The following is a 12,066-nucleotide window of genomic DNA, read 5'->3' as shown; positions in this document are numbered from 1 at the left end:
GTCCACCTAGCACGATTATGAAATGCGCAGGGTGACCTTGGGTTCCGCCGATAATCAACTTTGCTCCAAAGAGCCTGGGGCCCATTTTGCACCCCTCCTATGAAGCAAAAAAAGGGGCGGCATCGCTGCCGCCCCTCGATAGACTTGGCTGTGACGGACTTAGAAGTCCATACCGCCCATGCCGCCCATGCCGCCGCCGGGCATCGCCGGAGCAGCCGACTCCTTCTTCGGAGCCTCGGCGATCATGGCCTCGGTGGTGACCAGCAGGCCGGCGACCGAAGCGGCATCCTGCAGGGCGGTGCGCACGACCTTGACCGGGTCGACGATGCCCATGGTGATCATGTCGCCATACTCACCGGTCTGAGCGTTGTAGCCGAAGGTGGCGGCATTGTTCTCGAGGATCTTGCCGGCAACGATCGACGCTTCGGCGCCTGCGTTGGCAGCGATCTGGCGAGCCGGAGCCTGCAGAGCGCGGCGCACGATGTTGATACCCGCATCCTGGTCGGCATTGGCCCCCTTGACCTTGAGCGAGGACGAAGCCCGCAGCAGCGCGACGCCGCCGCCCGCAACGATGCCTTCCTCGACGGCCGCACGGGTCGCGTTGAGGGCGTCGTCCACGCGGTCCTTCTTCTCCTTGACCTCGATCTCGGTGGCACCGCCGACGCGGATCACCGCAACGCCGCCCGCGAGCTTGGCCAAGCGCTCCTGCAGCTTCTCGCGATCGTAGTCGGAGGTGGTCTCTTCGATCTGCTGCTTGATCTGGGCGACGCGGCCCTGGATCTCTTCCTTCTTGCCGGCGCCATCGACGATCGTGGTGTTCTCCTTCTCGATGCGCACCCTCTTGGCGCGGCCGAGCATGTTGAGACCGACGTTCTCGAGCTTGATGCCGAGGTCTTCGGAGATGACCTGGCCGCCGGTGAGGATGGCGATGTCCTCGAGCATGGCTTTGCGGCGATCACCGAAGCCTGGAGCCTTGACAGCGGCGATCTTCAGCCCGCCACGCAGCTTGTTGACGACGAGCGTGGCCAGTGCCTCGCCCTCGACGTCCTCGGCCACGATGAGCAGCGGCTTGGAGGTCTGCACGACCGCTTCCAGCACCGGCAGCATGGCCTGCAGGTTGGCGAGCTTCTTCTCGTGGAGCAGGATATAGGCGTCCTCGAGTTCGGCAACCATCTTGTCCGGGTTGGTGATGAAGTACGGCGACAGGTAGCCGCGGTCGAACTGCATGCCCTCGACGACCTCGAGTTCGGTCTCGGCGGTCTTCGCCTCTTCGACCGTTATCACGCCCTCATTGCCGACCTTCTGCATGGCCTCGGCGATCATCTCGCCGATCTCCTTCTCGCCGTTGGCGGAGATGGTGCCGACCTGCGCGACTTCCTCAGAGGTGTTGATCTTCTTGGCAGCGGCGCCGAGATTGGCCACCACCTCGATGACCGCCTGGTCGATGCCGCGCTTCAGGTCCATTGGGTTCATGCCGGCGGCAACGGCCTTGGCGCCTTCCTGAACGATGGCCTGGGCCAGAACGGTCGCAGTCGTGGTGCCGTCGCCGGCCAGGTCGTTGGTCTTGGAAGCGACCTCACGCACCATCTGCGCGCCCATGTTCTCGAACTTGTCGGCAAGCTCGATTTCCTTGGCGACGGTGACGCCGTCCTTGGTGATGCGCGGTGCGCCGAACGACTTGTCGATGACGACGTTGCGGCCTTTCGGACCCAGCGTGACCTTCACGGCGTCGGCAAGGATGTTGACGCCATTCAGCATGCGCTCGCGGGCGTCGCGGGAGAATTTTACGTCTTTAGCAGCCATTTCAAGCTCCTGGGCTCAATGCCCTTATTTAACAAATACAGGGGAGGGGCGACCGGCCTCAGCCGATGATGCCCATGATGTCGGATTCCTTCATGATCAGCAGGTCTTCGCCGTTCAGCTTGACCTCGGTGCCCGACCACTTGCCGAACAGCACGCGATCGCCAGCCTTCACATCCAGCGGGACCAGCTTGCCGGTCTCATCGCGAGCACCCGATCCGACGGCGATGATCTCGCCTTCCTGCGGCTTCTCCTTGGCGGTGTCGGGGATGATGATGCCGCCGGCGGTCTTCTCTTCGGCCTCAATGCGGCGGACCACCACGCGGTCGTGCAGCGGCCGGAAATTCGACGTTGCCATGATTGACTATCCTTCGAAACGGATGTTGAGAGGTTCCTCCGTCCGGGCTGGCCGGACTGTCATTAGCACTCGCCCTGAGTGAGTGCTAATGTAGCGCGCAGATAGACGACGGCTGCCGCGATGTCAAGGGATTGAGCGATTTGGCAGGCGCACTCGGCGGGCTTCATTTTCGTGCGGCAGGAAGTCTGTCCGGTCGGCCCTCCCCGAAAAAGGACCCCGCCGATTGGCGGGGCTGGGGGTCATAAAGAGGACGGCTGATTAGCCGACGATGCGCAGGTTCGAGAGTTCGTTGCCGATCGCCTTGAAGTCGTCCGACAGGCTGGCGCCGGTAGAGTTCCAAAACAGCTTGGCCGGGCTGCCGCCTTCCTTGCGGTATCGGGATTCCGACGCACATTCCTTGAGCATGTTGATCTGGGTCTTCTCGGCGGACTTGGATGCGTCCAAGTCGAGTGCGACCGTCATCACCATGATCTTTTTTTCTTTGGCACTCTTGCACAGATCCTTGAAGTGCTCGTTCATGGCGTTCGTATAGTTCGCGTTCGCGTAGTTCGTCTTCGAAATCGCGCTGCTGGTCCCCTGGAAGATGCGGCCGGTCTTGGTGCTATCAAGAACCATCTTCACATAACCCAGCGGAGAGTACGTCGACATGTTGCCGGCACCGTCGCTGTAGTTGAGGGAGTCCGGCCTGTAGTAGGTGTTGGCACCGTCGGTCACGACGATCACGACCTTGTCGTTGCCCTTCTCGTTCTCCGATCGTCCTTCCGTGTAAGGAGCGCCGCTGGACACCGTTCTCCAGCCCCAAGCCATGCCTTCGGGAACGTTGGTGGCACCGTTCGGCTGCATCGCGTCGATGGCCGTGTTGATCGCCGAAAGGCCTGCGGCGATGGTCACGTCCGTTAGCGGCGTGATCGGCACGGTGGTGCAACTCTGGTTGGGTCCGACGGTGACTTTGTCGCCCGATCTCACGCTTTCGCCGGACTGAAGCTGCGCCGTGGTGAAATATTTCGGCATATAGGATTGACGCGTGAGCTGGCTCGAGTTGGAAGTGCCATCCGGGAACCAACTGTTATAGGGCTTCGTGTCGTCGCTCGACTCGTCGGGTGCAAACATGGGTACAAACAGCGTCGCCGGCGTGGTGGTCGACGGCGGCGTATCATCGACATTATAAGGATGTGGGCGCGCCTCTACGCAACCCTTCCATGAGGCGAAAGCCGCAGCAGTTCCCAAAGTCTTGCAGGAGCCATTGCCGTAGTATTCCGTGCAGGGCTGGTACTTCACGTCCTTGTACATGGTGAAGCGGGTCACCGGCTTGTCCTTCTGCGAGCCCCACCCGGTTCCCCGCATATACCAGGCGGTGCCTACGGGCTCGACGTACTTATTCGAGTTGAAGCTCTTGGACATAGTCGTCCAGTCGAAGTTTTCATGGTGGATCGGCGAGATCCCGTTCTGGTCCATCCAGGATGCGTTTTCCTTATCAGGTCCCACGTTGACGGAGGCAGCGAACGGCACGACAGAGAACTGCACGGGCTTGGCCACCTGCTTCATCTTGTTGCCTTCGCCCGCGAGCGTCTTCACTAATTCCTTAGCCGCGGCCTTCAAGAGATCCATCCGGACCTTGCCCGAACTGCCGCCCTTCTCTGACATCGACCCCGAGTTGTCGAGGACGAGTGCGACTTCCAGAGTGTTCTTCAGCCGGATCTCGGTCTCCGCGCTGAAATTGACCTGATTGACCGCGTTCTTGCCGAGCATGCTGGTCAGCACCGGCAGGAAATAGGGACTGTACTTCCCGTCAACACGCAGCTTGAGCGAGCCTCCACCCTGACTGTTGTCCGGAAGGGTAACTGTCAGGGTCACCTTGCTCGGATCGAGCCCGTTGGCATTAGCCATGAAGTAGGCATGGGCATAGGTCCGGAGTTGCGCCTCGGTGCCGCCCTCCAGATAGCGGAGGGATGTCGCGAGGGCGGCAGCATCGAGCGCATTCAGGGCTAGGCTGCGCTCCCGCGACAGTTCCGAGTAGTCAACGGCGACTGCCAGTCCACCCATCAGCGGGAGCATGGCGATGACCGTCATCATGGCATAATTGCCGCAACGATCGGCCCAGAACTTGCGTAGCATCAAAAGACCCCGGGAATCCTAGTTCCCGGAATCATCCCAAAAAGAGTTGAACATCGCCTCTTTCAGTATGGTGCAAATTTCGTCACCGCCTTCAGCCGCCGTTAACCATGCTACAGGTCGCAAGAATATCCATCTGCCGCGACGATCGCGACCGGAAAAGTCAATGCCTTCAAGCCAGGACCTGCGGCCGGCTCGGAAAAGTACCTCGCGGTTCTCCGACAAGTTCGTGACGTAACCCTGCTCAGGAAACCGCAGCTTCAGCGCACGCAGGTAGCGCCCGCCATCCCGCAGTTGGTCACCGGTGGGCTGTAGCCAGGCGCCAGGTCGTAAATTCCAGGATAGCGGGGGTACCCCATGCTGTATGTCGAAGGCGGCTGCGTATAGTACCCGCCATATGTACGAGGCTGACGATAGTACCCGCCGTATGTAGGAGCACGCCGTATGTGGTATGTCTGATGATGCCGGGTGCTGTGCGTCTGACCATGCCGAATGCTGTGCGTCGGAGACTGCTGCCAAGCATACGCCTGAGAGCCCAGGAGGCAGGCGGTGGCGCCGGCCATCAGCATGATCGTTATTCTGCGGAACTGTCGCATTTCCAATCTCCTTGAAGCCGCTTCAAGTCGTATTCGGATCGATGAGACAGGCGCGTGGGAGGCGTACAGCTTGCGAAACGATAGTACCCGACCCGGAGGCGGATTCCTGGAAGATCACAACGGCAATCGGCGGATGTTGCAGGACTGGCCATGGTTCGCACTCCTCCGCGATGGATCGAAGGGAGGGCTCATTCATACTTAGCGCCAACTGACGCGTTGTGCCCGACAAACATCATTGAACATCATCACGTTAGCGCGACTTGCTAACTCTCCGACCGGCTCGTGTAGCGCGGCGTCGCGGCAGCCTAGACAATCCGAACCGTGGGCAGGGGCACCACATTATCCGGCGGAAGCTCCGTCTGTGCCGAAGTGTCTTCGTGCCCGGGTCCGCTTGCTTCCTGCCGGGCATGTCGCGAGGTCAACTCGATTATCGCAGACTCGACCGAGCGGGCCAGTCTCGCCATCTCCACATGTGCCCGTCGTGCGCGCTGCGCCGCGCGCAGTGCCAAGGCAGCCGAAAACACAGCAAGCAGTAAAGCGGACGCACAGGTCGCGAGAACGATGTCGGTCAGGGGCACACCGGATGCGAGAATACCGCGCAAGACATATACGCACGCACCGCACAGGACGGCTGCTCCCGCAACGGCAAGAACTCCGCGCTTCATTGTACTCCCCAAGCCCCTTAGCGCCTTGCACGCCCGTCCCTTGGCCGCAACCAGCCTCTCAATCTTGCACGACGGCGCGACGCCGTTAAGTCAAAGCTCGTGACAGGGTGATAAGTTCCGGTTAATTGCCCCGTGGCAGCCGGACGCCGTCCTCCGCGCATCACCCCGAACGAAAGGAATTCCATGGCGGGCACACTCAATATGATTTCGTCGCTCGCTGAGATTTCGAAATCCTACTCCGTCATTCTTTCAGACGTCTGGGGCGTGCTGCACAATGGCGTCGACGCCTTCAGCCATGCCGAGGCGGCGCTGGAGCAGGCACGGCAAAGCGGCATTGCGGTCGTCCTCATCACCAACGCGCCGCGCCTCTGGCCGGATGTAGAGAAGCAGATCACGGGACTGGGCGTAAAGTCCGGCTATGACCGCATCGTCACCTCGGGCGATGTGACGCGACAACTGGTAAAAGAGGGCCCGCGAAAAATCTTCCATCTCGGACCGGAGCGGGATCTCGGCCTCTACGAAGGGCTAGAGGTCGAGTTGGTGGAGGAGTTCGAGGCCCAGGTCGTCGTCTGCACCGGGTTCTTCGACGACGAGACGGAGACGCCGGACGACTATGCGGACATGCTGCGGCGCTTTCGAGCGCGCAACCTGCCGTTCGTATGCGCCAATCCGGACATCGTGGTGGAGCGCGGACATCGTCTCATCTACTGCGCCGGGGCGCTCGCTCGCGATTATGCCCAACTCGGCGGCCGTACCCTTATCGCGGGCAAGCCGCACAGGCCGATCTACGACGCGGCCATGCAGGCCGCCTGCGAGTTGCTCGGCCGCGAACTGGACCGCAGCGAGATTCTCGCGATCGGCGACGGCATGATGACGGACGTCAAGGGTGCGGAGGACTACGGCCTCGACATCCTCTACGTTTCCGCGGGTATTCACGCAGGCGAATATGGCAATCCGCACGAACCCGACGAGCAACTCCTTGCCGAGTTCCTGGCCCGCCACGGCCATCATCCGGTGGCCGTCATCCCGCGTCTGAGATAGACCCGCAGGATGAGTTTGACCGGATTCCATCGTATCGAGGGGGCGGGGCGGCTGCCCGAGAGCCTGCGCGGCAGCGTGGTGGCGATCGGCAATTTCGACGGCGTCCATCGCGGCCATCGAGCGGTACTGGACTGCGCGCTGGAACTGGCGCGGTCCAAGGGTCTGCCCGCGCTTGCACTCACCTTCGAGCCGCATCCCAGATCGGTCATTCGCCCGGAGGCAGTAGTCGCGCGCATCACGCCGGCGCCGATGAAAGCCCGTATTCTGCGGCTGCTCGGCTTCGATGCGGTGGTGGAGGAGCCGTTCACCAAGAGTTTTGCAGCCCGGCCCGCCCTCGACTTCATCGACGACGTCCTTGTGAGAGACATGGGGGTTTCCCACGTGGTCACCGGCTTGGACTTCCATTTCGGTCATGACCGGCAAGGCAACCCGGCCTTCCTGAAACGCGCCGCCGAGGAGCGCGGATTCGCCGTCACCACGGTGGAGGCGTTCTGCGACGAAGGCGGCGAGGCCGTATCTTCGACCCGTATCCGGCATCTTCTTTCGCAAGGGGACGTCGCCCAGGCGGCAGGCCTGCTCGGCTATCGCTACACGATCGAGGGCGAGGTGGTGCACGGAAAGAAGCTCGGCCGCACGCTGGGCTTTCCCACGGCCAACATGGTGACGCCCGATGACGAACTCCTGCGCCACGGGATCTATGCGGTGCGGCTGCGCCGGGCCAATGGCGAACTGTTCGACGGTGTTGCGAGCTATGGCCGGCGGCCAACGGTGGACGAGTCGGGCAATCCACTGCTCGAGACCTTCGTCTTCGACTTCGAGGGCGATCTCTATTGGGAAGTGTGCCAGGTCACCTTCTTTGGTTTCCTGCGCGGCGAGGAGAAGTTCGACGGCCTGGATGCACTGACTGCGCAGATGCACCGGGACAAGGAAGAAGCACGCGCCCTGCTGGCCGGCGTCCGGCCGCTCTCCGAGCTAGATCTGAAACTGGCGTTTTAGCAGCGTCGGTGCGACCCGCGCGTGCGTTTCAACCCTTTATCTCACCGCCGCTATTCGCTATTGAGCGCGACCATGCGATATGCCGCCGTCACGATACGAATTATCGGCCCGGCCTTCCTCGCGGCCTGAGGCTCGCGCGGAAGTTCCGGGACCCCCTTTTTGCCTGAGCGCATTCGCGCTTTTCCCCAATCGTGATAGTTGAACGCCCGGGCGCCAGCGGCGCGGGCAGTGTTGATGGCAAGACGATGACCGATACCAGCGAGAAGATCGACTATTCGAAGACGCTCTACCTGCCGCAGACCGATTTTCCCATGCGGGCCGGCCTGCCGGAGAAGGAACCGCAGATCGTCGCCCGCTGGCAGGAGATGGACCTCTACCGCCTTCTGCGGGAGAATGCCGACGGCCGGCCGAAATACGTGCTCCACGACGGCCCGCCCTATGCCAACGGCAACATCCATATCGGACATGCCCTCAACAAGATCCTGAAGGACGTGATCACGCGCTCCTTCCAGATGCGCGGCTACGACTCCAACTACGTACCCGGCTGGGACTGCCACGGCCTGCCGATCGAGTGGAAGATCGAGGAGGAGAACTACCGCTCGAAAGGCAAGTCGAAGCCCGACCTCTCCGATCCAACTGCGATGGTCGCCTTCCGCCAGGAATGCCGCGCCTATGCCGAGAAGTGGATCAAGATCCAGAGCGACGAGTTCCAGCGGCTCGGCGTCGTCGGGGATTTCAAGACCCCCTACACCACCATGAACTTCCACGCCGAGGCGCGGATCGCCGGCGAACTCCTGAAGTTCGCGATGTCGGGCCAACTCTATCGGGGCTCGAAGCCCGTGATGTGGTCGGTCGTCGAGCGCACTGCGCTGGCCGAGGCCGAGGTCGAGTACCAGGACTATGAGTCCGACACGATCTGGGTGAAGTTCCCGGTCGAGAAGGGCGTGCCTGCGTTGGAAGGCGCCCATGTCGTCATCTGGACGACCACGCCCTGGACCATCCCCGGCAACCGTGCGGTGAACTATTCGTCGCGCATCAGCTACGGGCTCTACGAGGTGACGGCGGCCGAGAACAACTATGGACCGCAGCCCGGCGAAAAGCTGATCTTCGCCGATGCGCTGCCTGAGGAGGCGTCCGCCAAGGCCAAGGTCGTCTTGAACCGCCTTCGGACCGTGCCGGCTGAAGAGCTTGAAAGCCTCACGCTCTCCCATCCGCTCGAAGGCCTGGGTGGCGGATATGAATTCCCCGTGCCTATGCTGGCGGGCGAGCATGTCACGGACGATGCCGGCACCGGTTTCGTGCATACCGCTCCCGGCCACGGCCGCGAGGACTTCGACGCCTGGATGGATGCTGCCGCCGCACTCGAAAAGCGCGGCATCGACACGCGCCTGCCGTTCACGGTCGACGATGCCGGCTTCTTCACCAAAGATGCGCCGGGCTTCGGCCCGGATCGCGAGGGCGGGCCGGCGCGCGTCATCGACGATGCGGGCAAGAAGGGCGACGCCAACAAGGCCGTCATCGACGAACTTATCAAGGGCAACATGCTGTTCGCGCGGGGGCGGCTGAAGCACAGCTATCCGCACAGCTGGCGCTCGAAGAAGCCGGTCATCTTCCGCAACACGCCGCAGTGGTTTGTCTATATGGACAAGGAACTCGGCGATGCCACCACATTGCGCTCACGCGCCCTCGCGGCCATTGACGACACGCGCTTCGTGCCGGCTGCCGGCCAGACACGCCTGCGCTCGATGATCGAGGAGCGGCCGGACTGGGTGCTGTCGCGGCAGCGCGCCTGGGGCGTGCCGATCTGCGTCTTCGCCGACGAGGACGGCAACGTGGTGAAGGATGAGGCGGTCAATGCCCGCATCCTCGAGGCCTTCGAGGCGGAAGGGGCGGATGCCTGGTTTGCCGAAGGCGCGCGCGAGCGCTTCCTCGGCAGCCGCGCCAACGAACCCTGGGTCATGGTCAAGGACATCCTCGACGTGTGGTTCGATTCCGGCTCGACCCACACCTTCACGCTTGAGGACCGGCCCGATCTCAAATGGCCGGCCGACGTCTATCTCGAAGGCTCAGACCAGCATCGCGGATGGTTCCACTCCTCGCTGCTCGAAAGCTGCGGGACCCGAGGCCGCGCGCCCTACGACACCGTCGTCACCCATGGCTTCACCATGGATGAGGACGGCCGAAAGATGTCGAAGTCGCTCGGCAATGTCGTCGTGCCGCAGGACGTGATGAAGCAGTCCGGCGCCGACATCCTGCGGCTCTGGGTGATGACCACCGACTACTGGGAGGACCAGCGGCTCGGCAAGAACGTCCTGCAGACCAACATCGACGCCTACCGCAAGCTGCGCAACACGATCCGCTGGATGCTGGGCACGCTGGCTCACGACGACGGCAGCGAGGTGCCGCTGGAAAAAATGCCGGAGTTGGAGCAGCTTATGCTGCACCGGCTGGCCGAACTCGACGATCTGGTCCGCAGCGGCTACGACGCGTTCGACTTCAAGCGTGTCGCCAAGGCGCTGCTCGACTTCATGGTGGTCGACCTCTCGGCGTTCTACTTCGACATCCGTAAGGACGCGCTCTACTGCGACGCGCCGTCGAGCGTGCGGCGGCAGGCGGCGGTGCAGGTGGTGAGGCACCTGTTCGAGCACCTCGCGAAATGGCTCGCGCCGATGCTGCCCTTCACCATGGAGGAGGCTTGGCTGGAGCGCTATCCGGACCGCATCTCGATCCATCTCGAGCAGTTCCGGACCGTACCGGCCGAATGGCGCAATGACGCGCTTGCCGAAAAATGGCGGAAGATCAGGAGAATAAGGAGCGTCGTTACCGCGGCGCTGGAGATCGAGCGCGCCAACAAGGTGATCGGCTCCTCGCTGGAGGCCGTGCCGGTCCTGTACTTCGAGGACCCGTCGCTGGCGCAAGTGGTTCCGGCCGAGGACCTGGCTGAGATCGCGATCACAAGCGATCTCAAGTACTCCGACCGCGAGGCCCCGGCCGACGCGTTCCGCCTGGACGAGGTGCCCGGCGTCGCCGTCGAGGTGACGCTGGCCGGGGATCGCGGACTGCGGAAGTGCGCGCGCTCCTGGCGCTACACGGACGATGTCGGTTCCGACCCGGATTTTCCGGACGTGTCCGCGCGCGACGCCTCGGCGCTGCGCGCGCTCAGATCGCTTGGAGTGCTGTGAACAACGCCGCAATCGTTGCCGTTTTCCGCCCTCTGGGGTAGAGGGGTAACCATTCTGGGTGACAAACTATCGCCGGATTCTCCCGCCATGCCCGATCTGGGGACGAGTCGGGGCGGTTTTCGAGAGGCATTTGCATTGACAGTGCGTGGACTTGCGGAACGGCGCCGGCGAAAAATCGTGGCTCTTGCGGGTATTTTGGCGGCCGGAGCGGCGGTGTCCGGCTGCGTGGGCTCGCCCACCTATGGAACGGACAAGACCGCCAATGAGCAGTTGATGAGCGACGTCAGCAATATCCTGGCGCTCGGGCCGAAGGAGCGGCAGTCGATCGATTACAAGCCTCGGCCCGAACTGGTGAAGCCGGCGAAGGGCTCCACGGCAACGCTGCCTGAGCCGCAGCAGAGCGTGGCCTCCGCCGAAAATCCAGCTTGGCCCGAATCACCCGAGCAGAAGCGGGCCCGGCTGCGCGCCGAAGCCGACGAGAACCGCGACAAGCCCGGCTGGCGTCCGCAGATCGAGCCGGATCTCGCTCGTGCCACGGCACGGCCCAGGGAGGCGACACCCACGGGCCAGAGCGCGCGCTACGGGGACTCTGGTGTGACCCCCGTCGGCATCAACACGACCAAGCAGAGCGAGGAGTTCCGCAAGAAGCTGGCCGAGGAACGGCAGGGAAGTCCCACGAACCGCAAATACCTCAGCGAGCCGCCACTCGAATACCGGCAAGCCGCGGCGACCGCTCCGACCGGCGATGTTGGCGAGGACGAGATCAAGAAGGAACGGCGGCTGAAGGCGCAGGCCCGGAAGAACAAGGGTTTTAGCCTGCCGAAGTGGGCCGACATAAACCCCTTTTGATTAGGGCTCGCGCCGCTCCCTGAAGAAGCGCACCAGGAGATCGGCGGCAGCGCGTTCGCCGATCCCGGGATAGAGCTCCGGGACATGATGGCAGGTTGGGGCTGAGTAGAACCTGACGCCGCTGACGACCGCGCCGCCCTTCTCGTCCGTCGCTCCAAAATAGAGCCGCCGGATGCGGGTGAAGGAGATCGCCGCGGCGCACATGGTGCAGGGCTCCAGCGTCACATAGAGGTCGCAGCCACCGAGGCGCTCCGCCCCCAGCTTGGCCGATGCTTCCCGAAGGACGAGCATTTCGGCATGAGCGGTGGCATCATTCAGTTCGCGGGTGCGGTTGCCGGCCCTGGCCACCACATCGTTGCCGCTGACCAGCACCGCGCCGATCGGCACTTCGCCTCTGCCGGCCGCATTCTCGGCCTCTGCCAGCGCAAGGCCCATGAAATCGGGTCTGTTCACCGGAATACCATCGG

8 protein-coding genes are annotated in these 12,066 nt (G+C 62.8%); 4 read left to right on the top strand and 4 right to left on the bottom strand.

Features of this window, described 5'->3' with window-relative positions:
* Positions 1–159: 159 nt before the first annotated feature.
* The 3 genes from groL to HUI96_RS02020 form a co-directional block, all read right to left on the bottom strand.
* On the bottom strand, positions 160–1,803 hold the full coding sequence (gene groL, locus HUI96_RS02030) for a chaperonin GroEL (protein WP_188252943.1): 1,644 nt from the start codon (positions 1,801–1,803) through the stop codon (positions 160–162).
* 58 nt (positions 1,804–1,861) lie between these two features.
* Positions 1,862–2,158, bottom strand: a complete 297-nt coding sequence (gene groES / locus HUI96_RS02025; RefSeq protein ID WP_188252942.1) for a co-chaperone GroES — start codon at positions 2,156–2,158, stop codon at positions 1,862–1,864.
* Between the two features lie 258 nt (positions 2,159–2,416).
* A complete protein-coding gene (locus HUI96_RS02020) occupies positions 2,417–4,273 on the bottom strand; it encodes a TadE/TadG family type IV pilus assembly protein (RefSeq protein WP_188252941.1) in 1,857 nt (618 codons plus the stop codon).
* A 1,441-nt stretch (positions 4,274–5,714) separates the two neighbouring features.
* Between HUI96_RS02020 and HUI96_RS02015 the strand changes: the two genes are divergently transcribed.
* The 4 genes from HUI96_RS02015 (at position 5,715) to HUI96_RS02000 (ending at position 11,599) form a co-directional block, all read left to right on the top strand.
* Positions 5,715–6,572, top strand: coding sequence for a TIGR01459 family HAD-type hydrolase (locus HUI96_RS02015; RefSeq protein WP_188252940.1), 858 nt, complete (start codon positions 5,715–5,717; stop codon positions 6,570–6,572).
* 9 nt (positions 6,573–6,581) lie between these two features.
* A complete protein-coding gene (locus HUI96_RS02010; protein WP_188252939.1) occupies positions 6,582–7,568 on the top strand; it encodes a bifunctional riboflavin kinase/FAD synthetase in 987 nt (328 codons plus the stop codon).
* Between the two features lie 245 nt (positions 7,569–7,813).
* Positions 7,814–10,750 (top strand): isoleucine--tRNA ligase, encoded by a 2,937-nt coding sequence (gene ileS, locus HUI96_RS02005; RefSeq protein ID WP_188252938.1) that lies wholly within the window; start codon positions 7,814–7,816, stop codon positions 10,748–10,750.
* 177 nt (positions 10,751–10,927) lie between these two features.
* Positions 10,928–11,599 (top strand): hypothetical protein, encoded by a 672-nt coding sequence (locus HUI96_RS02000; protein ID WP_337917853.1) that lies wholly within the window; start codon positions 10,928–10,930, stop codon positions 11,597–11,599.
* On the opposite strand, the gene HUI96_RS01995 is transcribed toward HUI96_RS02000, so the two are convergent.
* On the bottom strand, positions 11,600–12,052 hold the full coding sequence (locus HUI96_RS01995) for a deaminase (protein WP_188252937.1): 453 nt from the start codon (positions 12,050–12,052) through the stop codon (positions 11,600–11,602).
* Between the last annotated feature and the right edge of the window lie 14 nt (positions 12,053–12,066).

Source organism: Pseudaminobacter soli (ex Zhang et al. 2022) (assembly GCF_014595955.1).
GTDB classification, from domain to species: Bacteria; Pseudomonadota; Alphaproteobacteria; order Rhizobiales; family Rhizobiaceae; genus Kumtagia; species Kumtagia pseudosoli.
Note: the sequence above shows the minus strand (reverse complement) of the source record. Positions and strands in the feature narration are given on the sequence as shown.

What these genes read in the sequence shown, in the direction of transcription:
- HUI96_RS02010 (WP_188252939.1), top strand. Translation starts at nt 6,582, where the DNA reads ATGAGTTTGACCGGATTCCATCGTATCGAGGGGGCGGGGCGGCTGCCC.
- HUI96_RS02020 (WP_188252941.1), bottom strand. Translation starts at nt 4,273, where the DNA reads ATGCTACGCAAGTTCTGGGCCGATCGTTGCGGCAATTATGCCATGATG.
- ileS (WP_188252938.1), top strand. Translation starts at nt 7,814, where the DNA reads ATGACCGATACCAGCGAGAAGATCGACTATTCGAAGACGCTCTACCTG.
- groL (WP_188252943.1), bottom strand. Translation starts at nt 1,803, where the DNA reads ATGGCTGCTAAAGACGTAAAATTCTCCCGCGACGCCCGCGAGCGCATG.
- HUI96_RS02015 (WP_188252940.1), top strand. Translation starts at nt 5,715, where the DNA reads ATGGCGGGCACACTCAATATGATTTCGTCGCTCGCTGAGATTTCGAAA.
- groES (WP_188252942.1), bottom strand. Translation starts at nt 2,158, where the DNA reads ATGGCAACGTCGAATTTCCGGCCGCTGCACGACCGCGTGGTGGTCCGC.